At 70.2% G+C, this 23,220-nt stretch carries 25 protein-coding genes; 15 read left to right on the plus strand and 10 right to left on the minus strand.

Features of this window, described 5'->3' with window-relative positions; genetic code table 11:
• Nucleotides 1-37: 37 nt before the first annotated feature.
• Nucleotides 38-184, minus strand: a complete 147-nt coding sequence (locus RBS60_RS13295) for a hypothetical protein (RefSeq protein ID WP_307958052.1) — start codon at nt 182-184, stop codon at nt 38-40.
• 64 nt (nt 185-248) lie between these two features.
• Between RBS60_RS13295 and RBS60_RS13300 the strand changes: the two genes are divergently transcribed.
• From RBS60_RS13300 to RBS60_RS13330, 7 genes are all read left to right on the plus strand, one after another.
• Nucleotides 249-650, plus strand: a complete 402-nt coding sequence (locus tag RBS60_RS13300) for an RNA-binding S4 domain-containing protein (protein WP_307958053.1) — start codon at nt 249-251, stop codon at nt 648-650.
• A gap of 64 nt (nt 651-714) precedes the next feature.
• Complete coding sequence (locus RBS60_RS13305; protein WP_307958054.1) at nt 715-1,707, plus strand: NADPH:quinone reductase; 993 nt, start codon at nt 715-717, stop codon at nt 1,705-1,707.
• Nucleotides 1,708-2,082: 375 nt separating this feature from the next.
• Entirely contained in the window at nt 2,083-3,240 is a 1,158-nt protein-coding gene (locus RBS60_RS13310) for a cupin domain-containing protein (RefSeq protein ID WP_374049281.1), read from the plus strand.
• Nucleotides 3,237-4,133: a fumarylacetoacetate hydrolase family protein gene (locus RBS60_RS13315; protein ID WP_307958055.1), complete on the plus strand. Its 897-nt coding sequence runs from the start codon at nt 3,237-3,239 to the stop codon at nt 4,131-4,133. Before RBS60_RS13310 ends, RBS60_RS13315 begins: the two co-directional genes overlap by 4 nt.
• A gap of 1 nt (nt 4,134) precedes the next feature.
• Nucleotides 4,135-4,899, plus strand: a complete 765-nt coding sequence (locus tag RBS60_RS13320; RefSeq protein WP_307958056.1) for a maleylpyruvate isomerase family mycothiol-dependent enzyme — start codon at nt 4,135-4,137, stop codon at nt 4,897-4,899.
• Nucleotides 4,900-5,037: 138 nt separating this feature from the next.
• The gene (locus tag RBS60_RS13325; protein ID WP_307958057.1) at nt 5,038-6,108 is read left to right on the plus strand and encodes an aldo/keto reductase; all 1,071 of its coding nucleotides are present in this window, start codon (nt 5,038-5,040) and stop codon (nt 6,106-6,108) included.
• 43 nt (nt 6,109-6,151) lie between these two features.
• On the plus strand, nt 6,152-7,612 hold the full coding sequence (locus tag RBS60_RS13330) for a DUF5129 domain-containing protein (protein ID WP_307958058.1): 1,461 nt from the start codon (nt 6,152-6,154) through the stop codon (nt 7,610-7,612).
• Between the two features lie 104 nt (nt 7,613-7,716).
• Here the strand turns inward: RBS60_RS13330 and RBS60_RS13335 are convergent, their stop codons facing one another.
• Both RBS60_RS13335 and RBS60_RS13340 read right to left on the minus strand, forming a co-directional pair.
• Nucleotides 7,717-9,000, minus strand: coding sequence for an aminotransferase class I/II-fold pyridoxal phosphate-dependent enzyme (locus tag RBS60_RS13335; protein WP_307958059.1), 1,284 nt, complete (start codon nt 8,998-9,000; stop codon nt 7,717-7,719).
• A gap of 123 nt (nt 9,001-9,123) precedes the next feature.
• Nucleotides 9,124-9,381: a metal-sensitive transcriptional regulator gene (locus RBS60_RS13340; RefSeq protein ID WP_307958060.1), complete on the minus strand. Its 258-nt coding sequence runs from the start codon at nt 9,379-9,381 to the stop codon at nt 9,124-9,126.
• Nucleotides 9,382-9,516: 135 nt separating this feature from the next.
• Between RBS60_RS13340 and RBS60_RS13345 the strand changes: the two genes are divergently transcribed.
• The 4 genes from RBS60_RS13345 (at nt 9,517) to RBS60_RS13360 (ending at nt 12,009) form a co-directional block, all read left to right on the plus strand.
• Nucleotides 9,517-9,822 carry a rhodanese-like domain-containing protein gene (locus RBS60_RS13345; RefSeq protein WP_307958061.1) on the plus strand — a complete coding sequence of 102 codons (306 nt, stop codon included), beginning with the start codon at nt 9,517-9,519 and terminating at the stop codon, nt 9,820-9,822.
• On the plus strand, nt 9,819-10,616 hold the full coding sequence (locus tag RBS60_RS13350; RefSeq protein ID WP_307958062.1) for a sulfite exporter TauE/SafE family protein: 798 nt from the start codon (nt 9,819-9,821) through the stop codon (nt 10,614-10,616). Before RBS60_RS13345 ends, RBS60_RS13350 begins: the two co-directional genes overlap by 4 nt.
• A 65-nt stretch (nt 10,617-10,681) precedes the next feature.
• Nucleotides 10,682-11,008: a rhodanese-like domain-containing protein gene (locus tag RBS60_RS13355; protein ID WP_307958063.1), complete on the plus strand. Its 327-nt coding sequence runs from the start codon at nt 10,682-10,684 to the stop codon at nt 11,006-11,008.
• Between the two features lie 179 nt (nt 11,009-11,187).
• On the plus strand, nt 11,188-12,009 hold the full coding sequence (locus tag RBS60_RS13360; protein WP_307958064.1) for an oxidoreductase: 822 nt from the start codon (nt 11,188-11,190) through the stop codon (nt 12,007-12,009).
• A gap of 17 nt (nt 12,010-12,026) precedes the next feature.
• Here RBS60_RS13360 and proC read toward each other — a convergent pair whose 3' ends face one another.
• The 4 genes from proC to RBS60_RS13380 form a co-directional block, all read right to left on the minus strand.
• Nucleotides 12,027-12,854 (minus strand): pyrroline-5-carboxylate reductase, encoded by an 828-nt coding sequence (proC, locus tag RBS60_RS13365; RefSeq protein WP_307958065.1) that lies wholly within the window; start codon nt 12,852-12,854, stop codon nt 12,027-12,029.
• Between the two features lie 126 nt (nt 12,855-12,980).
• Complete coding sequence (locus RBS60_RS13370) at nt 12,981-13,952, minus strand: ABC transporter substrate-binding protein (RefSeq protein ID WP_307958066.1); 972 nt, start codon at nt 13,950-13,952, stop codon at nt 12,981-12,983.
• Between the two features lie 117 nt (nt 13,953-14,069).
• On the minus strand, nt 14,070-14,876 hold the full coding sequence (locus RBS60_RS13375) for an amino acid ABC transporter ATP-binding protein (RefSeq protein WP_307958067.1): 807 nt from the start codon (nt 14,874-14,876) through the stop codon (nt 14,070-14,072).
• Nucleotides 14,876-15,838: an amino acid ABC transporter permease gene (locus RBS60_RS13380; RefSeq protein ID WP_307958068.1), complete on the minus strand. Its 963-nt coding sequence runs from the start codon at nt 15,836-15,838 to the stop codon at nt 14,876-14,878. Before RBS60_RS13380 ends, RBS60_RS13375 begins: the two co-directional genes overlap by 1 nt.
• Before the next feature lie 388 nt (nt 15,839-16,226).
• Here RBS60_RS13380 and RBS60_RS13385 point away from each other — a divergent pair, with 388 nt between their 5' ends.
• Nucleotides 16,227-16,916 carry a GntR family transcriptional regulator gene (locus RBS60_RS13385; RefSeq protein WP_307958069.1) on the plus strand — a complete coding sequence of 230 codons (690 nt, stop codon included), beginning with the start codon at nt 16,227-16,229 and terminating at the stop codon, nt 16,914-16,916.
• A 229-nt stretch (nt 16,917-17,145) separates the two neighbouring features.
• A complete protein-coding gene (locus RBS60_RS13390) occupies nt 17,146-17,694 on the plus strand; it encodes an SRPBCC domain-containing protein (protein ID WP_307958070.1) in 549 nt (182 codons plus the stop codon).
• An 18-nt stretch (nt 17,695-17,712) separates the two neighbouring features.
• Here the strand turns inward: RBS60_RS13390 and RBS60_RS13395 are convergent, their stop codons facing one another.
• The 3 genes from RBS60_RS13395 to RBS60_RS13405 all read right to left on the minus strand — a co-directional run bounded on the left by RBS60_RS13395 (nt 17,713) and on the right by RBS60_RS13405 (nt 21,059).
• On the minus strand, nt 17,713-18,126 hold the full coding sequence (locus RBS60_RS13395; protein WP_307958071.1) for a hypothetical protein: 414 nt from the start codon (nt 18,124-18,126) through the stop codon (nt 17,713-17,715).
• The gene (locus RBS60_RS13400; protein WP_307958072.1) at nt 18,123-19,463 is read right to left on the minus strand and encodes a protein kinase domain-containing protein; all 1,341 of its coding nucleotides are present in this window, start codon (nt 19,461-19,463) and stop codon (nt 18,123-18,125) included. The genes RBS60_RS13395 and RBS60_RS13400 overlap by 4 nt, the downstream gene beginning before the upstream one ends.
• Nucleotides 19,464-19,637: 174 nt before the next feature.
• On the minus strand, nt 19,638-21,059 hold the full coding sequence (locus RBS60_RS13405; protein WP_374049282.1) for an aldehyde dehydrogenase family protein: 1,422 nt from the start codon (nt 21,057-21,059) through the stop codon (nt 19,638-19,640).
• 209 nt (nt 21,060-21,268) lie between these two features.
• Here RBS60_RS13405 and RBS60_RS13410 point away from each other — a divergent pair, with 209 nt between their 5' ends.
• Together RBS60_RS13410 and RBS60_RS13415 are read left to right on the plus strand one after the other, a co-directional pair.
• On the plus strand, nt 21,269-21,760 hold the full coding sequence (locus tag RBS60_RS13410; protein WP_307958073.1) for an SRPBCC family protein: 492 nt from the start codon (nt 21,269-21,271) through the stop codon (nt 21,758-21,760).
• The gene (locus tag RBS60_RS13415) at nt 21,757-23,214 is read left to right on the plus strand and encodes an MFS transporter (protein WP_307958074.1); all 1,458 of its coding nucleotides are present in this window, start codon (nt 21,757-21,759) and stop codon (nt 23,212-23,214) included. The genes RBS60_RS13410 and RBS60_RS13415 overlap by 4 nt, the downstream gene beginning before the upstream one ends.
• The last annotated feature ends 6 nt before the right edge of the window (nt 23,215-23,220 follow it).

The raw sequence follows: 23,220 nt of genomic DNA on the forward strand, positions 1-23,220 counted from the left end.
CCTCGCCGGCGTCGTGCGCTTCAGTTGCTCTTCGATACTACTTGCTGCGCGGCTTGCGCAGGTGCGCCACGGGATCGGCGTCGAGCGTGATGGCCCTCCTGGCCTTCTTCGCCGCGCGCTGCTCCTTGAGCGACTTTGAAGGCTTTTTGTGGGCTTCAGGCTGGTGAGGCTGCTTGTCAGGCATGTCAGAACTCCTTTGGTCATCCCCCCGATTCACACGACAATACGCCGGTAAGATGCTTGGCACCATGCCCCCTCCGAATGCACCTGCCCCGTCATCATCAGCCGTCAGGATCGACTCCTGGCTCTGGGCCGTGCGAGCGTTCAAGACCCGCTCTGCCGCGACCGCCGCGTGCCGTGCGGGGCATGTGCGGCTCAACGGGAACCCGGTCAAGGCGTCACAGACGGTGGTCCCCGGCGACACCGTCGGCGTGCGCCAGCCCGGGTTCGAGCGCCTCCTTGAGGTGCACGTGCTGATCGTCAAGCGCGTCGGCGCCGAGGCCGCGTCGCGGTGCTACACCGACCACACGCCCGAGCGGCCGCCCGCGCCGTTCCTGGGCCTCCCGCAGCGGGATCGCGGGGCCGGTCGGCCCACCAAGAAGGACCGGCGGGAGATGGAGAGGCTGCGGGGGGAGACCCACGGCGACTGAGGGTGAACCCCGCAGAGCGCCGAATGCTCCGAAAGAACCGAGGCACGGCAACAAGGAGGATGCGATGGTGCGCGCAGCCCAGACGATGCAGGCGGCGTTTGTACGTGAGCTCGGCGGTGCGGAGAAGATCGAGGTTGGGCGGCTGCCCGTTCCGGACGCGGGGCCGACGGACTTGCTCGTGCGGATGGAGGCCAGCGCCGTCAACCACGTGGACCTGTTCGTGCGGTCCGGCGCGTACCAGACCAAGACGCCGTTCCCCTTCGTGATCGGCCGGGACCTCGTGGGCACCGTCGAGGCAACAGGCCCGGGCGTGGTCGGCTTCTCCCCGGGGGACCGCGTCTGGACCAACAGTCTGGGCCACGCAGGGCGGCAGGGTGCGTTCTCCGAGTACGCGGTGGTCGGCGCCGACCGGCTCTACACTTTGCCCGACGGCGTGGACCCCTCCGACGCGGCGCCCGTGCTGCATGCCACGGCAACCGCACACATCGGCCTCGTGCGGGAGGCAGCGCTGCAGCCCGGCGAGACGGTGTTCATCGCCGGGGGCGGCGGCGCGGTCGGGAGCGCGACCATCCAGCTCGCGAGGGCCATGGGTGCCCACGTGGTCACCTCGGCGTCAGCGGACGACGGCGAGTGGTGCCGGTCGCTCGGGGCGGACGTCACGCTGGACTACCGGGACCCGGACCTCGCCGTGAAGATCGGCCATGCCGCACCTGCCGGCGTTGATGTCTGGTGGGACAACAGCGGGCACCACGACTTCGAGGTGACGCTGCCTCTCCTTCGCCAGGGCGCGCGCGTGATCATGATGGCAGGCATGGCTGCAGCCCCGATTCTGCCCGTGGGTGCCCTGTACACCCGGGACGCCAAGCTCTGCGGATTCGCCATCAGCAACGCCTCGGTCTCGGACCTGGCCGGTGCGGCGAGGGTTATCAACAGCCTTCTGGCTGAAGGCGGCCTCGTGTCCCGGGTCGGGGCAACGTTCCGCCTCGCCGATGCGGCCAAAGCCCACGAGGCGTTGGAATCCGGAGACGTCCGTGGCCGGGTGCTGGTGGTCCCGTGAACTGAGCCTGGTCAAGGCCGGGTGGGGAGCACTAGGGTCCCCACCCGTCCGCCCGAAAGCTGCAGGCCGAGGCCCTCAGTCGATGGCCCGTCCTTGCCCTCGGGGCTGAAGGCCGTGGTCACCGCAGCGACCGCCAGGATGCCCGCCCAGAAGGGTCCATGACGTTCCTCGAGGACGGCCAGACCGTGACGATGGCGGCGACCGCGCCGGGGCCTGGCGGGACCACCGTCTCGTTCGGCGAGGTCTCCGGCAGGGTCGAGCCGGCGCGGTAGGCGCGTCCGGACACCTTCCGCAGGGCAGAAATCAGTGCCGAACCGTGAGCGTCGCCCATAGCCTCGAAGCGGAGCCAAGAACTTCAATGGCGAGGAGGCCATGATGAGCGCGTTCCCAGAGACGACCCGTGAGACATCGCACGAGTCAGTCAAGAACGTGATGGTCGCGTCCGAGCTGACCCCTGGGGAGGCGGCGGAGCTGGCGGCGATGTACGCGACGATGTCGCGGGAGAACATGGTTCCGCTGTGGACGCAGATCGACGAGCTGATGCCGATGGTCCCGTCTCCGGCGGCGGTGCCACACGTGTGGCGGTGGGACACGATCCTTCCGCTGGCCGCCCGCGCCGGGGATCTGGTGCCGGTGGGCCGGGGCGGGGAGCGTCGCGCGATCGCCCTGGCGAACCCGGGCCTGGGTGGGCTTCCCTATGCGACCCCGACCCTGTGGGCCGCGGTCCAGTACCTCGGCGGCCACGAGGTTGCCCCCGAGCACCGGCATTCGCAGAACGCGTTCCGGTTCGTGGTGGAGGGCGAGGGCGTGTGGACCGTGGTGAACGGCGACCCGGTGCGCATGTCCCGCGGTGACTTCCTGCCGCAGCCGGGGTGGAACTTCCACGGCCACCACAACGACACCGATGCGCCGATGGCGTGGATCGACGGGTTGGACATCCCGTTCGTGCGCGGCATGGACGCGGGCTTCTTCGAGTTCGGCACCGAGCGGGTGACCGATGAGGCCACCCCGGACATCTCGCGCTCGGAGCGGCTCTGGTGCCACCCGGGCCTGCGGCCGCTCTCGCGGCTCGAGAACACCCCGGCGACCCCGATCGGGGCCTACCGGTGGGAGTACACCGACCGGGCCCTGACCGAGCAGCTCGCGCTCGAGGACGAGGGCTACCCGGCCACGGTGGGCCAGGGCCACGCCGCAGTCCGCTACGCCAACCCGACCACGGGCGGGGACGTCATCCCCACGATCCGCGCCGAGTTCCACCGGCTCCGCCCCGGCGTCGCGACACGCACGACCCGCGAGGTCGGCTCGAGCGTGTACCAGGTCTTCGAGGGCCAGGGCGCGTTCGTGCTCAACGGCGAGCGGACCACCGTGACGAAGGGCGACATGATCGTGGTCCCCTCGTGGGCCGCGTGGTCCATCGAGGCCGAGACCCAGTTCGACCTGTTCACGTTCGGCGACCAGCCGATCTTCGAGCGCCTGCACCTGAACCGCACCTTCATCGAAGGCCAGACGACCACGAAGGACCAGCACCAGTGAAGGTCACAACCCTCCGCCTGCCCTCCGGGGCAACCGCTGCCGCCCGCCAGGACGGGGACGCATTCGTCGAAGTGACCGGGTACGCGGACCTGGGTGCGCTCCTGGCCGCGCCCGGCTGGAAGGACATCGCGGCGGCGGCCGACGGCGCGCGGCACCCCGTGCAGGGCGCCGACCTCGCCGCCGTGGTCCCCGCCCCGTCCAAGGTGGTGTGCGTGGGCCTGAACTACGCCTCGCACATCAAGGAGATGGGCCGGGGCCTTCCCGCGCACCCGACACTGTTCGCGAAGTTCGCCGAAACCCTCACCGGCCCCTACGACGACATCGAGCTGCCCGCCGCGGACCCCGCGATCGACTGGGAGGCCGAGCTCGTCGTTGTGATCGGCAAGCGGGCCCGCCGCGTGCCCGAGGCCGAAGCGGCCGGGTACATCGCCGGGTACACCGCGGCGAACGACATCTCGATGCGCACGTACCAGTTCCGCACCAAGGAGTGGCTCCAGGGCAAGATGTGGGAGGCCTCCACCCCGGTCGGGCCCGTCATGGTCACCCCGGAGGAGCTCGGCGCGGACGCGGCGATCACGACCGAGGTCGACGGGGCCAGGATGCAGACCGGGTCCATCGGGGACCTCGTGTTCACGCCGGAATACCTCGTCTCCTACATCTCCGAGATGATCACCCTCAACCCGGGGGACCTCATCCTGACCGGCACCACCGGCGGTGTGGGCCGCGCCCGCACCCCCGAGGTGTACCTCACCGACGGGCAGACGGTCACCGTGGCGATCGAGGGCATCGGGCAGCTCCGCAACGTCGCCCGCGCCCAGGCCGCGGGTCCGGCCGTGCCCGGGGTGCTGCCAGCCGGCGTCGATCTCGCGGCGGCCTCCTCCGGAAACGCCTGAGATGGTTGCCCGCCACGACCTCGTGACAGACGCCGAGACCCGCGCCGGGCTGCTCACGGTCCGGCGCGGCACGGCGTTCTTCGCCCGCAAGCTCAACGAGCTCGCCTACACCGACACGGACGAGCCGTCCCTGCTGCCGGGCTGGTCCCGCCGCCACGTCATCGCGCACGTGGGCTACAACGCCCGCGCCGTCGCCCGTCTCGTCGAGTGGGCCGCCACCGGGATCGAGACCCCGATGTACCCCTCGCCCGAGGCGCGGAACGAGGAGATCGAGTTCGGAGCGACTCTGCCCCCCACAGCGCTGCTCAACCTGTACGACCACTCCGCGATCCACCTCTCGGTCGAGTGGCGCGACCTCCCCGACGCCCGGTGGGGCGAGGAGGTCCGCACCGCCCAGGGCCGGACAGTGCCCGTGTCCGAGACCGTGTGGATGCGCACCCGCGAGGTATGGCTGCACGCGGTCGACCTGGACAACGGCGCCCGCTTCGCGGACATCCCCACTGGGGTGCTCCGCCGCCTGATCGGGGACATCTGGGGAGCGTGGGAGAAGCGCGCCGAGACCGCCGGGCTCGCCGTGCGCGTCCTCGGCGCCGAGGACGGGCTCACCCTCGGCGACCCCGACGCGCCAGGGACCGTCGTGACCGGGCCGCTCGCCGCCGTCGCCCGCTGGGCCGCCGGCCGCGGCACCGAACCAGGCCAGCCGCTCACCGCGACGCGCGACGGCGCACTGCTCGCAGAGGTCCCCATGCCTCCTCGCTGGATCTGAGCATCCGCGCTAGCGTTCACGGTGAGGCGCTCGTTCGAGGCTGAGCCTCCCTCCGCGCAGCCGCGGGCCGGCCACACGTGCGCCATGGGCGTGCTGCCTGGCGCACAGGCCTCACGGTTGCCATGGGAGGATCGGGGGATGACCTTGACTCCCCGCACGATTGCCGGAACGAACGTGGGCCCCGTCGGCTTCGGCTGGATGAACCTCAACCAGGCCTACGGCCCGCTTCCGTCCCGCGAGGACGCCGCCAAGCTCCTGCTCCACGCCTTGGACGAGGGCGTCACCCATTTCGACACCGCCACCATCTACGGCGCCACGGCCAACGAGATACTCCTCGGGGAGACGCTCGCGTCCCGCCGCGGGGAGTTCTTCCTCGCCTCCAAAGGCGGCATGTCCTCAGCAGAGGGGCGCCGCGTGATCGACGGCCGGCCCGAAACCCTCCGTGCGCACGTCGACGCCTCGCTGCGCCGGCTGCGGACGGACCGGATTGACCTGTACTACCTGCACCGGTGGGACCGGACCGTCCCCATCGAGGAGTCGGTCGGAGCCCTCGGGGGGCTCGTCCGCGAAGGCAAGATCGGCGCCGTCGGCCTCTCCGAGATTGGTACCGACGTGCTGCGCCGCGGCCACGCCGAGTACCCCATCGCCGCGCTGCAGAGCGAGTACTCGCCATGGACCCGCAACCCGGAGCTCGGCACGCTCGAGGCCTGCCGTGAACTCGGCATCGCGTTCGTCGCGTTCAGCCCCGTGGGCCGGGGCGCCTTCGGCGGCGTGCTGCGGGATCCGTCCGGGCTGCCGGACTGGGACCTGCGCCGCTCGATGCCGCGGTTCGACGCCGAGCACTGGCCTGCGAACCTCGCGCTCCTCGACCTCTTCGGCGCCCTCGCGGACGACGCCGGGTGCTCGCCCGCGCAGCTCGCGATCGCCTGGGTCCTTTCCCGCGGCGAGCACGTGATCGCGCTGCCCGGCACGCGCAGCTCCGCCCACCTCAACGAGGACTTCGCGGCCGGTTCGCTCGAGCTTTCGGCGGACGTCCTCGCGCGTCGACGAGCTCGTCAACGAGGGAACGGTTGCCGGCGGGCGCTACTCGGCTGCCGCGCAGGCCGACGTGGACACCGAGGAGTTCCCGGTCTCCTAGCGCCGCATTGGAGAGTTGTCCACATAGGCCCAAGGGCCGATGCGGACGCACGACGGCGGTGCCTAGGCTGACGTTGTCGGCTCACCACGGGCCGCGCTCAACCGGGGGAACGCCATGAAGTTGCTGTCGGGGCTCGCCGCGGCTGTTATGTTCGCCGGTGCGGTTCTCGCCTCTGTGCTCGGAGGCTTGGCCCCGCCTGCCGCGCTCGCCGTGTCGCCGAGCGAGGTGGTGGTCGAGGACACGGCCGGCGCACTGTACCGACCGCAGCTTGATCCCGCGCTCGCCGGGATCTCGTTCTATGTGCCCACCAAGGTTGTCGTGTTCACGCGTGCAGGACAGGCCAGTGACAACCTCAACGAGGCCGTGCTGCAGTTCGCACGGGCGAACCACCCTGAGTGGATCAGTGCGGACGGGCAGAAGTGGGCCGACGGGCTGTTCATCTTCGCCCTCGACACCACCGGCCGGAAGGTCGGGACATACTTCGGCGAGGATCGCAAGGTGGGCCCGGGCCAGGAGAAGGCGATCCAGGACGATACGAAGGACCTGTTCCGGACGGCCCAGTGGACCGATGGGACGATCGCCGGGGTGAAGTCTGCCGCGTCCCGGATTGGGCGGCCGTGGTACCTCTCTCCGGCCGCCTTCATCACCGAAGGGGCTGTCGGGCTCGTGGTCCTCGGCGGCGTCGGCACCTGGATCGGGGTACGGGGCTGGCGGCGGAGGAAGTTCGCCCTGGCCCTGGAAGCGGGCGATCGCTCGTACTCGTCCGTGACGCTCAAGCTCGACGAGACCGAACTCAATGCCTCGACCATTCCGGAATCGTCTTCGTACGGCGGCCTAGTCCTCGAGCGCTGGCACAGCTTCAGGGCACAGCATCGGGAGGCGACCGAGCTGAGGGACCAGCTCACGGGCCTTCGGCCCAGGGAGCGCTCAACCTCGAAGTACGTCAAGGAGGCACGGCGCTATGAGGAGATCGCGGAGACCCTCGACGGCCTCGACGATGCGATCGCCGACACGAACTCGATCCTCACGATGGACTCGCGGTGGCGTGCGGCCTGGCGCAATCAGACGGCGGAGCTGACGGACCAGCTGGACGGGATCGACGGCATGCTCCGGGCGAAGCACACCGCCGGTTCGCCCGAGACCGCAGAGGCGGTCCGCGCTGAGGCCACCCGCGCACGTGCGGACCTCGAGCGGCTCGGTGCAGGCCTCGAGGACCGTTCCGTGATGCCGGAGGGCGCCCTCGACGGGCTCAAGCGCGTCCGAGAGCGCCTCGGCGAGGCCCTCGACCTCCACGCCGAGGCGGTGATCCGCGACCACGCGAAGACCGACAAAGAGCGGGATCTCATGCGCCAGAAGCTCGACGCGTCGAGGCAGACGTGGAGGACCACGCACCGCACCCAGGGCAGCATCCTCGACGTCGCGTACCCGCAGCTGCCCGTGATCAGCATTGTGAGCTTCAGCAGCGGGATCAACTCGGGCTACTCCGCCGTGGACTCGGCACGGTCATCCTCGACCACGGGCTACGGCGGCAGCGGAGGGAGCTTCTCGGGCTCGGGGAGCTCGTCCGGCTTCTGAGCAGCGGAGCGCGGATCCTGAGCCCGACCTCTGCCGCGGGTCCGGCACCGATCCGGTGCCGAATCGGAGCGCCCGGAGACCGAGCAGCCGAGCTCCCAGCGGGCCTACGCCCTCTGGAAGCGCAGGATCCGCTCGATCGCTGACTCGACTGCCACCTGCCCGGCCGCGAAGGAAAGCCGGACCGCACGCCCGCCGTGGACGGCGTCGAAGTCTGTGCCCGGAACGAGGGCCACGCCCTCCGCCTCGAGCAGTGCGCGGCAGTATTCCCGCGAGTCCCCAAACCGTTCGAGCTGGGCGCCGAGCTCGGCATACAGGTAGAACGCGCCGTCCGCAGGGGCGGCCGGGCCCCAGCCGAGGGCCGGAAGCGCGTCGAGCAGCGTCTGGCGCGTCTGGGCGTACCCGGCGACCCACGCGTCGGCCTGGGTGTACGAATCCGGGGTGAAGGCCTCCACTGCCGCGAGCTGCGACGGTGCCGGCGGGCACAGCGCCACGTTGCCGGCCAGCGCGTCCACCGCGCTCACCAGCTCCTTCGGCACCAGCATCCAGCCGAGCCGCCACCCCGTCATGCCCCAGTACTTCGAGAAGCTCGAGATCACGATCGCCTCCCGGTCCAGCTCCCACGCGCACACCCCGCGGGTGCTGTGCTCGTCGCCGGTGACGGAATCGACGGAATCGACGGGATCGACGGGATCCGCGGGATCCGCGGGATCCGCCGGATCCGCCGGATCCGCGCCGGCGTACGTGATGCCGTGGTAGATCTCGTCGCTCACGAGCCGCGCCCCGTTCGCCGCGCACCAGTCCGTCAGGGCCGCGAGCTCCGCGCGGCTGACCATGGTCCCGGTCGGGTTGGCGGGGGAGGCGAGGACGACGCCGGCGAGCGGCCCGCGTTCGGAGGCCGCGGCGTCGAGCATCGCGGGGGTGGGCTGGTAGCGGGTCTCGGGGCCGGCGTCGACCTCCACGACCTCGCACCCGAGCGCCGCGAGGATGTTCCGGTACGCGGGGTAGCCCGGACGGGCGAGCGCCACGCGGTCGCCGGCCTCGAAGGCCGCGAGGAACGAGAGCATGAACGCCCCGGAGGAGCCCGTGGTCACCGCGACCTGCCCGGGATCGACGTCGAGGCCGTACCAGCGGCGGTAGTGCCCCGCGATCGCAGCACGCAGTTCCGCGGTGCCGAGGGCGGGGGTGTACGTGAGGGGCCTGCCGGAGGCATGGATCTCGGCAGCCCGTGCCGAGACCGCACCCGGGGCCCCGGCCGAGGGCTCCCCCGCGCACAGGCTCACGACGTCGCGTCCCTCGGCCCGCAGCGCGTCGACGCGGGCCAGGATGTCCATGACCGCGAACGGCGGCACCTGGGAGCGGGACGAGGCGGCGAGGCGGCGGAGGCTCATGCGCACCAGCCTCTCACGCCGTTCGGCTCCGCTACCCCAGCGATGGTCGGCTGACCGTGGGTCCCGGCCGTCTGTACCCACGGTTGGCCGACAATTGCCGGATGGCAGAGAGCCAGCAGAGGCTCAGGCCAGGCTAAGGAACATCTTCTCGAGCTCGGCCACATCGCCGCCGCGCTCGGGGTTGGTGAGGCACTGCTGCAGGTTCGTGGCGATGATCGCGAAGCCAGCCTTGTCCACGGCGCTCGAGACCGCGGAGAGCTGGGTGATGATCGACTTGCAGTCCTGGCCCTCTTCGAGCATGCGGACTACGGCATTGAGCTGTCCCTGCGCACGCTTGAGCCGGTTGATGGCCGCCTTCATGGACTCGGGTTCCACGTTCATGGGTTCTTCCTTCTGTGGTTGGGTGCCCCGAGAGGCACGTTCCAGTGTACCCCTCTGGGTATTTTGACATACCCCTAGGGGTATTGGATACTCGAATCACGCACAGATTGACCGGACCCCTCCCAGGAGCCACGCATGATCGAGACCACCACCGCCCAGACGGCGGAAGCCGCCGACACCGTCCAGATCATCGACGTCCGTGAGGACTTCGAGGTCGCCGACGGCATGATCCCGGGCGCGCGCCACATCCCGATGGGCCAGATCCCCGGTCGTCTGGACGAGATCGACAAGTCGCGGCCGGTCCACGTCGTGTGCCGCTCCGGCAACCGCAGCGGACGCGTTGCCGAGGCCCTCGGGCAGCTCGGCTACGACGTCGTCAGCGTGGCTGGCGGCATGATGCAGTGGCAGGCCGAGGGCCGCCCGCTCGTGTTCCCGGCGTGACGGTGCTCGCCGCCGCACTCCCCGTCCTCGCCGCACTGGCGGTCGGGTCCGTGATCGGTCTCTTCGGCTCGGGAGGGGGCATCCTTGCCGTCCCGGCGTTCGTCCTCCTCGGTCTCGAGCCGCACGACGCCGTTGCCGCGTCGCTGCTCGTCGTCGCATCCGCCGCCGTGGTCGCCCTCATCGGCGGGGCGGCCCGGCACACGCGCTGGGGCATCGCGGCCACGTTCGCCGTCCTCGGTGCGCCGGCTGCGATGGCCGGTGCCGCCGTCGGCCGCGGAATCCCCGGACCGTACCTGCTCCTCGGCGTGGCTGCGCTCGCCGTGGCGGCAGCGGTCGCGTCGTACCGGCGCAAGCCCACGGCGGAGGGCGAGCTCACCTGCTCGACAGGGAGCGCCGCGGAGCGGCTGCGCTGCTGGGCGCCCAGCGCCCTCGCCGCCATCGCCGTCGGCTTCCTGACCGGTCTGCTCGGCGTGGGCGGCGGCTTCCTCCTGACGCCCGTGCTGCTGATTGCCCTGAGGATGCCGCTGCGGGCCGCCGCGGCGACGTCGTTGCCCGTCATTGCGGTCAACTCGATCGCGGGGCTCAGCCAGCACGGGGCGCAGCTCTTCCAGCCGGCTGGCACCGGTGTGCCCGTCGTGTTCCTGGCCGCGGCCGCGATTGTCGGTTCCCTGGTCGCAGCCCGTCTCGGCCGCAGGCTTCCGCCCAACATCCTCCAGCGGGCCTTCGTGGTCCTGCTGTCCGCGGTGGGCATGGGAACCGCGATCGTCGGCACCACCGGACTGCTGGCCATCTGAGCCGCTGCCCCCACCGCACAGCCCCGTCCTTACACTCCACACTCCACCCACCCGAAAGGTCCGCCATGGGATTCCTCAGCAAGCTCTTCGCCAAGCCGTACGCCACCGTCTCCGCGCAGCAGGCCCAGGACCTCGTCCGCGAGGGAGCCGTCCTCGCCGACGTCCGCACGCCGGCCGAGTGGCGCCTCGGCCACGCACGCCGCGCCCACCACATGCCTCTCGACGCGCTCCCGACACGGATCACCGGCCTGCGCAAGGACCGCCCCGTCGTCGCCATTTGTGCGTCCGGCATCCGCTCGGCCGCTGCGGCCCGTCAGCTCGCGGCTGCGGGCATCACGGCCTACTCGGTGCGCGGCGGCATGGGCGCATGGCGCGCGGCCGGCCTCGACTGAAAGCCATGGTTTTCCCAGCAGCCGTTGGGTAAACTCGGAACACCCCGCAGGGTATCGGGGCATGGTGGGCTCCCCCCTTCCCACCATGTCCCGATACTCGGCGGGGTTTCCTTGTCCCAGCATCGGTCCACGCGCGGCGGCGGCTCCGTCGGGTGCAGCCGCAGGGTAGCGTGGGCGCCATGCAGCAGGTTGCTCTTGTCACGGGCGCGTCGAGCGGGATCGGCGAGGCCACCGTCCGCTCCCTCCTGGGCGCGGGGTACACCGTCTACGCGGCGGCACGCAGGGTCGAGCGGATGGAGGGCCTCGCGCACGACGGCGCCCGCATCCTCGCGCTCGACGTCACCGATGACGCCTCGCTCACCGACGGCGTCCGCAAGGTCCTCGCGGAGGCCGGGCGCGTCGACGTCCTCGTGAACAACGCCGGGTACGGGTCGTTCGGCGCCCTCGAGGACGTCCCGATCGATGAGGCGCGCCGCCAGTTCGACGTCAACGTCTTCGGGCTTGCGCGCCTCACCCAGCTTCTCCTGCCGGGCATGCGCGAGCGACGCTCCGGGACCATCGTGAACGTCTCCTCGATCGGCGGGAAGTTCTACGAGCCGCTCGGATCCTGGTACCACGCGACGAAGTTCGCTGTGGAGGGGCTCTCCGACTCGCTGCGGATCGAGCTGCGGAAGTTCGGCATCAGGGTGGTCGTGATCCAGCCGGGCCCGATACTGTCCGAGTGGAGCGGGATCGCCCAGACCACGCTTCTGGCGGCCTCCGCAGGTGGCCCGTACGCGAACTCGGCACGCCGGGTGGCCGGCGTCCTCCAGACCGCAGACCGCCCGGGGGTGGGCTCGCCGCCCGCAGTCGTCGCGGACACGATCCTCCATGCCGTGCAGTCCCGGAGGCCGGCCCCACGATACCCGGTCGGCCGCGGCGCCAAGTTCCTCATGGCGCTCCGGCGAATCCTCCCCGATCGCGCGTTCGACCTCTTGGTGCGCGCCATCTACCGGCACTGACCGGTTCGGGACGTCGTTCAGCCGAGCCTGCGGGCGAGCGCCTCTGAGCGCTCGTGGGCCGCGCGCACACCATCGGCGATGATGGTGCCCAGGCCGCGCTCGTCGAAGACGTCGATCGCTCCCCCGGTCGTCGTGTCCGGGCCAACGAAGGGACCGAGGAGCACCGCGGGATCGGCACCCGGTTCGGCCAGCAGGCGGCCCGCGCCGACAAGCGTCTGGCGGGCGATGTCGGCCGCGAGGCCGCGATCGAGCCCCAGCCGGGTGCCGGCGTCGGCCATCGCCACAGCCAGATAGAACGCGTAGGCGGGACCGGATCCGCTCACGGCGCTCACCACGTCGATGTGCTCCTCCGGTACCTCGACGACCAGCCCCAGAGCCGCGAGCAGCCCCTTCACGTGGTCGACCTGCTCCCGGGAGGCGCCCGTGCCCCCGCAGACGGCGATCACACCGCTGCCGAGACGCGAAGGGCTGTTCGGCAGCACACGGACCACGGGCTGACCCGGCGGCAGCAGATGCTCGAGCTGGCCGATCGTCACCGCCGCCGCCACGCTCACGACCACGGCCGAGCGGGGCAGAGCCGGGGCGATCTCGGTCGCGAGCGCTGACACGTCGACGGGCCGGACCCCGATGATCACGAGCGACGCATCGCGCACGGCCCGCCGGTTCGCGTCAGAGGTGTCGTCCGCCGCGAGGACGGTGACCCCGTAGCGGCTTGCCAGCTCCTCGGCGCGCCCGCGTCGCCGGACGGTGGCGGTGGCGCCCTCCTTCGGGAGGCCTGCGGCGAGGAGTCCGGCCAGGATGGCCTCGTTCATCGATCCGCACCCGAGGAAGGCAAGGTGATCCATTGCAGCCAAGGTGTTCCTCACGATCATGCCTGCGCCCCGCATCCGGGAGCGGGGATGCGGGACGCAGGGACAGGGGATGGGTCAGCGTCCGTGGTGGTACGGGACGTGATGGGTGCGGGGCCTGGATCAGCCGGGCAGCTGGGAGGCGTTCGTGTACAGCGTGACCTTGTCGGCGGAGCCGTACGCGATGTCGCTGACGCCCCACTTCTTCAGGATCTTGGCGTAGGTTCCGTTGCTGACGATCTCCTTCATCGCTGCCTGCATCGCCGGGCCGAGGGTGCTGCCCTTCTTCAGGGCGATGCCCAGTTCGAGCGGCTGGTAGACGAACTTCTGGAGGGTGAGCGGGAGGCTCTGGGACTTGATCGCGTAGGCCATGGCGTCGGTCGTGGTGGCGGTGAGCTCGCTGCGGCCGTTGGAGACGGCGAGGAGCCGCGCGCCGTCGTCGGGATAGGTCTGCAGCGTGACGGCCGCCTTGCCGGCCTTGGCACAGTCGGCGCTGGCCTGGTTGACCTGGTCGATGAAGTAGGAGCCGGAGAGGACGCCGACCGAGTGGCCGCACAGGTCGGTGGCACTCTCCACGGTGATGCCGCTTCCGGTCTTCGAGGCGAAGGAGGTGCCGACGGCGAACTCCGACACGAAGTCGACCTGGGCGAGGCGGGGCTTGGTGACGCCGAAGTCGGCAGACGAGATGTCATACCGGCCGCTGCTGAGGCCCGGAATGAGCGAGTCGAACGTGCCGACAGAGACGTTGTTCACCTTCACGCCCATGACCTCGCTGAGCGCGAGGACGATGTCGGGCTGGATGCCGACGAGCTGACCGTTCTCCTCGAAGTCCTGGGGCGCGAAGTCGTTGTAGATGCCATTCTGGATGGCTTTGTCCTTGACGTCCGCCGGCACGAGCGCCGTCACTGAGTCGACTGGCTTGAGCCCCCACGTCGTGGTGACATTCGATGCGCCGGCGGCCGAGGCGTTGGCCGAGCTGTTGCTCCCGGCGTTGGACGTCGAGCCGGGATCGGAGCAGGCGGACAGTCCCAGGGCGGCGACGGCTGCGACTGCCGCGACGGTGAGGGAGGCGTGCAGGGAAGGGCGTCGGTACATGGAAGAACCTTTCGAGTGAGTCTGGTCGGTCGTGCGGAGTCGGTCGGACATCGTCGTCGTGGCCGGGGAGGTGCGTGCGGGGCGGGTAGGAGCGGGCGGGTAGGAGCGGCGGGTGGGTCAGAGGACCTTGGAGAGGAATTCCCTCGTACGGGGCATCTGGGGGTTGAGCAGGACGTCGTGCGGGTGTCCGCGTTCGACGACGACCCCGCCGTCCATGAAGAGCACCGAGTCGGCGACCTCCCGGGCAAAACCCATCTCGTGGGTGACCACGACCATCGTCAGGCCCTCGCGGGCGAGGTCCTTCATCACGTCGAGGACTTCACCGACCAGCTCGGGGTCGAGCGCGGAGGTGGGCTCGTCGAACAGCATGACGCGGGGCTTCATCGCGAGGGCACGGGCGATCGCAACGCGCTGCTGCTGGCCTCCTGAGAGCTGGCGGGGGTAGTGGTGGGCCTTCTCGGCAAGGCCGACCTTCTCGAGGAGGGCCATGGCGGTGGCCTTGGCCTCCTTCGAATCCTGCTTGAGCACCCCCACCGGGGACTCGATGATGTTCTGCAGGACGGTCATGTGCGGGAACAGATTGAAGGACTGGAAGACCATGCCCATCTTGGTCCGCTGGCGTGCGAGGAACTTCTCCGGCAGGGTGACGTACTTGTGTCCGTGCTGTCGGTAGCCCACGAGCTCGCCGTCCAGTTCGACCCGGCCGCCGTCGATCTCCTCGAGGTGGTTCATGCTGCGCAGCAGCGTGCTCTTCCCCGAGCCCGAAGGCCCGATAATGCACATCACCTCGCCTCGCTCGACGGTCAGGTCGACGCCCTTGAGGACTTCCAGGGGGCCGAAGCGCTTCTTGAGTCCGGTGACCCGGAGGACGACCTCGCGCGCGCCGGTCTGCCTGGCGGCCGGGGTGGTGGATGAGGCGGTCATCAGGCCCTCCTGGTTGCAGTGGCTGACTTGGTCTGGGCGGGAACGATTCCTGCGATCGTGCGCTTGAGCTTCTCCCACGGGGTGGGCGGCAGCGCGCGGCGGCCGCCCTTGGCGTAGTGGCGCTCGATGTAGTACTGGATGATGCTCAGGACGCTCGTGACGATCAGGTACCAGATGCTCGCGACGATGAGCAGCGGGATGGTCTGGAAGGTGCGGTTGTAGACGAGCTGTGCCGAGTACAGCAGTTCCGGCATCGAGGTCACGCTCACGAGCGAGGTGGACTTGAGCATGCCGATGACCTGGTTGCCCGTCGGCGGCACGATCACGCGCATCGCCTGGGGGAGGATGACGCGGCGCAGCGCGCGTGATGTGCGCATGCCGAGCGCGACCGAGGCCTCGAGCTGGCCCTGGTCCACCGAGAGGATGCCGCCCCGGACGATCTCGGACATGTAGGCGCCTTCGTTGAGTGCGAGCCCGAGGAGGGCGGCCATGAAGGGGGTCACGATCTGGTTGGCGTTGCCCGCCCAGATCGTCGGACCGATGAAGGGAATGCCCACATCGATCGTCGGGAAGAGTGCCGCAAGGTTGTACCAGAAGATCAGCTGGACCAGGAGTGGCGTTCCCCGGAAGAACCACGTGTAGAACCATGCGACCGTCGAGAGGATCCGGATCGGCGAGAGCCGCATGACGGCGGTGAGCATGCCGAGCAAGATGCCGAAGAGCATCGACAGGACTGTCAGCTCGAGGGTCCGCAGGAGACCGAACACGATGCTCTGGCTGAAGAACCAGCTCGCTACAACGTCCCACTGCAGGTTCGGATTGGTGAACAGCATCTGGACGATGCCGCCCGCGAACAAGAGGACCAGCGCAGAGAGGATCCACCAGCCCCAGTGGGCGCGATGCGCCACCCGGATGTCGTCGGACGCCTCGGTGGCCGGCCGCGCGTCGTTGACCGTGCTCATCGGTCTCCACCGGCCCCTCGGCTGGGCCGGGAGCGGCCTGTGGCGACGGGCTTCGCGTGCACGGATCCAAGCCCGAGTCCGGGCGTGTTCGCGTGACTGGGATTCCAACCGGGGGACGGGCCGACGGTGCAGCCCCGTGCGCTAACAACGTTCTTCATGGGAGTTGCCCTTCTGGGGAATCGGAGCTCCCCACGGAGGTCGGGTATGCGGTGCACTGCCGCCTGCCGGGTGGGAGAACATCAGTGCCTCTCCAGAGGACTCCGGGTCGGCGGTGTGACCTTCCTCATAGTGGGCTACTTTGGATCAAAGATCAAGAGAATCTGGAGAAGTGGTCCAAAGAGGCTCTGGGTCTTGCCTTTGGCCGGAACCCAGTTTGTATATTTGATCCATGTCCATAGCCATAGCCAAGAGGGTCGAGCCTGTGCTCCTGACTGATCAGGTGTACGAAACGATCCATCAGGCGATTCTCAGCGGCGAGCTGCCCGGGGGCTCCCGGCTGACCGTGCGCGAGCTGGCGGACCAGGTCGGGACGAGTGCGATGCCGGTGAGGGAAGCCATCCGCCGGCTGGAGGTGTCCGGCATGGTCGCGCGCGAGCCGCACAAGGGCGCGGTCGTGAAGACCCTCACTCTCGAAGAGCTGCTCCATGTCTACGACATGCGGCGGCTTCTCGAGGTCGAGGCCGCACGCTTGGGCGCACCGCACGTCACGGCCCAGGACGGCGACCGGATGCAGGCGGAGTATGACTTGATGCTCACGGCGATCAGGGAGCATGAGGTCATCGCCCTCCTCGACCACGACGAGGCACTGCTCGAGATCCTCTACGGAAGAGCCGGCAACCCGCTCCTCATCCGGATGATCCGCAACCTCTGGCAGCAATGCCGCGCGTACAAGATCGTGGGCGCCGACGGAACCCTGTCCGCGGCGGGGGACGATTCTCTGTGGCGCTATCAGGAGGACCTGATAGTGGCCGCCCGACATCGGGACCCCGTCGCCGCGGCAGCGGTCAATGACGCCTCACTCGCCAACGCGACGGACCGCATCAGGAAGCTCCTCGCTGCCCAGACCAGTGCCGTTTGAGCGGCCTCCTGCCGCGCAATCCGAGCGACGATCCGGGCGAATCTCCGCGATCATCTGGTCTGGCTTATACACGTCGGATGATCACTTTTGATCAAATTCTATGTAAGATCTTTGATCATATTTACGCTGATCGATGACAGTGAGAGCGGACCTTGACCCATCGCCGTCGTGCGTGCCTAGCATGCAGAAGGGCCCCGGTGGCCGGGAACCGTACGGAAGGGGCGCGCAAATGTCTGGACTCGAGGAGCTCGACGGCGAGTATGCCGAGGTCGAGGGACGCGGCGCCGTGACGTTCATCCGGTCCTATCCGGTCCCGGCCGCGGACTTGTGGACGGCCGTGAGCACCGAGGACGGTCTCGCCGGCTGGTTTCCCTCGCGCGTGCAGATCGCGCATGACGCCGGCACGGTCACCTTCAGCGGCGACCCGAACGACGCGGCGGGCGGCAGCACGGACCAGATCGTCGACTGGGACCCGCCCCGGCGCTGGGCCTTCGCCTGGGGCGGCGACCTCATGGAATTCCTTGTCGAGGGCTCGGACGACGAGTGCGAGCTCACGCTCCGGGACTGGCTTGCAGACAGCACCGCGGCCGCGCGCAATGCCGCCGGGTGGCACGTGTGCCTGCGGGAACTCGCGAAGAAGCTCGAGCGACTGGCCTCAACCGCCCCGCACTCGGGGCCGGGGACCGCCGATCGGCCGGACGACTGGGGTCAGCTCTATGCCGGCTATGTCGCCGCTGGCCTCCCGAGCGGCGCACCGATCCCGGGCCGCGACGCTTGAGCGCCGGAGCCCGTGGGGTCAGTTGTCCTCTGGCGGCGGGGTAGGGTCCGGCGTCTTCTTGCCTTTGGCCTTGGGCCTCGTGGGCTCGGGGGTGGGCGTCGGATCCAGGGTCGCGGTCGGGGCGGACTGGGCCGAGGCAAGGGCCTGCAGGTCCTTGCGCACGCTCGCGATGGCTCCGAGGACCTGCGACGACCGGTCGCTGCTCATCGTGCCGTTCGAGGACGCGTTCCGCGCCTCGCGCTCGAGCGCGTCGAGCTTCGCCAGCGCGTCCGCGTACCGTCCGGTCGCGGCCTCGGTGCGCAGCTCCTGCGCCGCACTGGCGAGCTTCGAGGCAACCCCGGCGTCGAGGGCCGGTGCGGGGGAACAGCCGCTCAGGAGGGTGGCCGCGAGTCCTGCGGCCACGGCGCCGAGCCAGAGGGTGCGTGCCGTCATGGCCTGAGACTCCGTTCGAGCTGGTCGAGATGCGTCCCGAGCTGCCCGGAGACAGCGGGGGAGGCGGGAAGGGGCGGCAGGTTCGCGGGCTGTGCGGGAAGCACGGCCCGGAGCACGAGCGGCACGATCACGAGGAGCGCGGCCAGGATCCCGACCGTGACGGCGGCCCAGAAGAGTCCGCGTCGTGGCCTGCGGGCCGCACGGGCGCCGGATCCGCCACGGGGCCGGGCGGACGACGGCGCGTGGCCCGGTACCGCGGGCGGGTCCTGGGGGAGTTCGGGGACGAGGGGGGCAGCGCGCCACGCACGGGTCTGCTGGCCATCCTGTTCCGCGCCCAGCCGGCTCATTGGGGCCGTGTGCAGAGCCGCGGCCGCCGAGGGCATCACGCGCGTGCCTGCGCCCTCGACGACGGCGGGCGCGAGCGCCTGGGTGAGCCCGCCATCCGCAGGGTCCGGGGACTCGATGGCGCGAGTCGGCGCCCCGCCGTCGGCCGGGGCCTCCCCGCGGAGCACCCGGACAATCTCGGTGGCGTCGGGCCGGTCGGCGGCGTCGCGCGCCGTCATACGCGGGAGGAGCGAGGCCCACGGGCCGCCGAGGTGAGTGGGGATGCGGGGATCGCGGAGGAGCCGCGCGACGGCTGCCTCGACCGCCCCGCCCGTGAACTCCATGGAGCCCGTGAGGGATTCGAGGAGCACGAGCCCGAGCGAGTAGATGTCCGACGCCGGTCCGACCTTCTCGCCGCGCGCCTGCTCTGGGCTGAGATAGTTGGCCGTGCCGATCGTCGTGTTCGTGAGGGTGAGCCTCGAGGCGTCGGTGAGGCGGGCGATCCCGAAGTCGGTGAGTTTGACAGGCCTGCGGCGGTGGTTCGGGTCGGCGTGGGGGACGAGGATGTTCGCGGGCTTGATGTCGCGGTGCACGATCCCGAGCGCGTGCACGTACGCGAGGGCGCCGGCGAGGTCGAGCGCCAGGAGGCGCGCGTCGTCGGACGTGAGGGCGCCTGAGGCAAGGCGCTGGCGCAGGTCCGTGCCGTCGACGAACTCCATGACGAGGTAGGCGACCTGAGTGGTCCCGTCGTCCTGGGTGTCGGTGCCAGCGTCGTAGAGGCGCACGAGGCTCGGGTGGTTGAGGCGCGCGAGCACCTGCATCTCGCCACGGCGACGTTCTTCGTGGCGGGGGTCCGGCGCGTGGGTACGGAAGGTCTTGACGGCCACGTCGCGCCCCAGAACCTCATCATGGGCCCGGTGCACCGTGGCCATGGCGCCGCTGCCGGCGACCTCGAGGAGCCGATACCTGCCGCCGACGAAGGTAGGGTCGAGCCCGATATCACTCTCGGCCACGTGTTGCCCTTCCTCGCCCGTCGTCACACCCGATCTAGCCTAGTGGACGCACCGGGGTGCTCGCTCCGTATTGCGGCATGGGAAGGGCCCCGCCGCGCACGTTCCGCGCGGTGGGGCCCAGCTCCCCGGCCAGAAGGAAATAGTCCTCTGGCAGAATATAACTACAAATGCATATTAACCGTGGATGACCTGGGGTTGGCCGAGGTGCTTGAGGCCTTCGGTGCCGAATTCGAGGCCGTAGCCGGACTGCTTGGCACCGCCGAAGGGGGCCATGGGGTTCACCGCGCCGTGGTTGTTGATCCAGACGCTGCCGGCTTCGAGGCGCGCGGCGACGGCGTGGGCCTGGTCGGGGTCGGTGCCCCACACGGAGGCGCCGAGGCCGACTTCCAGGGCGTTGGCCATGACGACGGCGTGGTCCACGTTTGTGTACTTGATGATGGGCAGGGCGGGGCCGAACTGCTCCTGGGCCACGAGGGGGTTGTCGTTGTCGATGTCCGCGACGAGGGTGGTGGGGTAGAAGTAGCCGGGCTGGTTCTCGTCTGGGTTTCCGCCGAGGAGGACGCGGGCGCCGGCGTCCTTCGCGTCCTGGACGAGGCCGGCGACAATCTCGTACTGGGACCTGTTCTGCAGCGGGCCCAGGACGTTCTGCTCGTCCAGGCCCACGCCCATCGGCACGTTCGCGGCGTACTCGGTAAGGGCGGCGCAGACGTCCTCGTAGATGTCCTCGTGCACGTAGAGGCGTTTGAGGGCGGCGCAGGTCTGGCCGGTATTGATGAACGCGCCCCAGAAGAGGCCCTCGGCGATGGCCTTCGGGTCGGCGTCGGGCAGGACGATGCCGGCGTCGTTGCCGCCGAGCTCGAGGGTCAGGCGCTTCACGGTGTCCGCGGAGGAGCGGATGATCGACTTGCCCGTGGCGGTGGAGCCGGTGAACATGACCTTGCTGATCGCGGGGTGCTCGGCCAGGGCCGCGCCCACGTCCCGGCGGCCGGGGACCACGTGCAGGACGCCCTCGGGCAGTTCCTGGTTGATGACCTTGACGAGGGCAAGGACGGACAGCGGGGTCATGCCGGAGGGCTTGACCACGGCGGTGTTGCCCATGCGCAGGGCCGGGGCGATCTGCCAGACGGTGATCATCATGGGCCAGTTCCACGGCCCGATCGCACCCACGACCCCGATCGGGCGGTAGTGCAGCACCGCCTTGGTCCCGTCGGCGTCGACCACGGTCTCGGGCTCGAGGACGGTCGCGGCCGTCGCGCGCAGCCAGGCCGCGCACGCGCCGACCTCGAAGCGGGCGTTGGGGCCGTTGAGCGGCTTGCCCTGCTCGCGGGAGAGGATCCGGGCCAGCTCTTCGGCGTTTGCCTCGACCGCGTCCGCGGCCCGCAGCAGCGACGCCGAGCGCGCCGCGTGCCCCAGCGCCGCCCAGCCCGGCTGGGCGGCCCTCGCGGCCGTGATGGCCGCCTCGAGGTCCGCCACGCTCTGCAGCGGCGCGAAGCCCACCCGCTCCCCGGTGGCCGGGTCCAGCATCTCCTGCCGCGGCGTGCCCTCGGGCGCCTCGACCGATCCCAGCAGGGTATCTGCGTGCTCGAGCGTTTCCATGAAGTCCTCCTCATCGAGTCCGGTGTTCGTTCAAGCATCCGGCGAGGCGCCACCGCCGTGCTTGACCACGCGCGCCCGGTGCTTGTCCGAGGGTGCACGGTTCGCGAGCGCCCGACCGGCCCGACCGGCCTCGGGACCGCGGCCCGACCCGCTCGTCTCCCCGTTGGTCTCCCCGCTCGCGGGGATGCCGCTGGCGTACGCTTCTGTCCGTGTCCGAGTTCCGCCACCTGAGTGTCCCGATCGCCCTGTCGCCCCGCGCCGTCTTTGCCTTCGCGGGCCATCCCGCCAACCTCCCGCGCTGGGCCGCGGGCCTTGCGGCGGGCGTCCGTGCGGAGAACGGCCGCTGGATCGCGGACTCCCCGATGGGTGCGGTCGAGGTGAGGTTCGTGGGCGACACTGCCGCCGGGATCCTCGACCACGAGGTCATGCTGCCCGATGGGAGCGTGGTCCTGAACCAGTTCCGCATCCTCGCCGACGGCGCGCACAGCCTCGCGGTCTTCCACCTCCGCCGTGCGGAGGGCGTGACCGATGAGGCCTTCGAGGCCGACGCCGCGGCCGTCCAGGCCGACCTGGACACCCTCAAGGACGTCCTCGAGGCCGGAGCCTCCGAGGCCGGAACCGCTGAGACTGGAACCTCGGAGACCGGAACCTCCGAGAGCGAAACCCCTGAGGCGCGCACCCCCGAGGCGGGCACCGCGTGACCGAGACCAGACAGCAGACCCAGCCGGCCGGCGTCGTGCGTCGGGGCGTGCACCGCGCGTGGCTCGTCGCCGCCGTGACGCTTCTCGCGCTCGTGGCCGCGGCCGCCTTCCGTTCGACGACCGGCGCGCTCTTTGAGCCCCTCGAGGCCGAGTTCGGCTGGACGAGGGCCGAGACCTCGGGCGCGGTGACGGCGAACCTCGTGATATACGGCCTCGTGGCGCCGTTTGCCGCAGTACTCATGGAGCGGTTCACGCTGCGCAAGGTCGTGGCGACGGCGCTCGTCCTCGTCGCGGCCGGGAGTGGTCTGACCACTCTCATGACCGCCGCGTGGCAGCTGTGGGCGCTGTGGGGTGTGTTCATCGGCGTGGGAACGGGGATGCTCGCGCTCGTCTTCGGCGCCGTCGTTGCCAACCGCTGGTTCGCGGCCCGGCGCGGGCTCGTGATGGGCTTCTTCTCGGCCGCGAACGCGTGCGGACAGCTGGTCTTCCTGCCCGCCGTGGTGCAGCTGGCCGCGCACGAGGGCTGGCGCACCGCCGCGCTGCTTGTCGCCGTGTTCGCGCTCGCGATCGTGCCGCTGCTCGCTTGGCCGTTCGCCAACTCGCCCGCGGAGGTGGGGGTTGCGCCGTACGGTGCGTCGCCCGCCGTCGCGCCCGCACCTGCGCACGACGCCGCCAGCTCGCCGGAGCTGGAGAGCTCGCCGATGGGTGCGGGGACGGCGCTGCGAGAGGGGAAGCGCGGAGAGGCGCGACATGAGGACGCGGAGCAGCGCGGAGAAACACCGCACGAGGTCGTGCAGCGCGAGAAGGCGGTGCAGCGTGAGGAGGCGCCCGCCGTCGTGCGCCGGAACGCGGCGGTGGAGGCTCTCTCGGTGCTGCGCGAGTCGCTGCGGTCGAGGGCCTTCTGGATCCTGCTGTTCACGTTCTGGGTGTGCGGCTGGAGCACGAACGGGCTCATGCAGACCCATTTCATCCCCGCCGCGCACGATCACGGCATGCCCGCCACCACAGCGTCAGGGCTGCTTGCGCTCATCGGCGTGTTCGACGTGATTGGCACTGTCGCCTCCGGCTGGCTCACGGACCGTGTGCGGCCGTGGATACTGCTCGTCGCGTACTACGCGCTGCGCGGGGCCTCGCTGCTCACCGTCAACGCGCTGCTCGCGCCGGACGTCGAGCCGCCGCTGTGGATCTTCATCGTCTTCTACGGGCTCGACTGGGTTGCGACCGTGCCGCCCACCGTGGCGCTGTGCCGCGAGCACTTCGGCGCGGCCAAGAGCTCAGTAGTGTTCGGGTGGGTGTTCGCCTCGCACATGGTCGGCGCCGGGGTGGGCGCGTTCCTGGCCGGGTGGGGACGCGAAGTGAGCGGGACCTACATGACCGCGTGGCTCTCCGCTTCCCTGCTGTGCTTCGCCGCGGCCGCGAGCCTGTTCTTCCTGCCGCGCCGGCGGGCTGTCTGAGCGCGG

This window comes from Sinomonas sp. ASV486, from assembly GCF_030908215.1.
GTDB classification, from domain to species: domain Bacteria; phylum Actinomycetota; class Actinomycetes; order Actinomycetales; family Micrococcaceae; genus Sinomonas; species Sinomonas puerhi.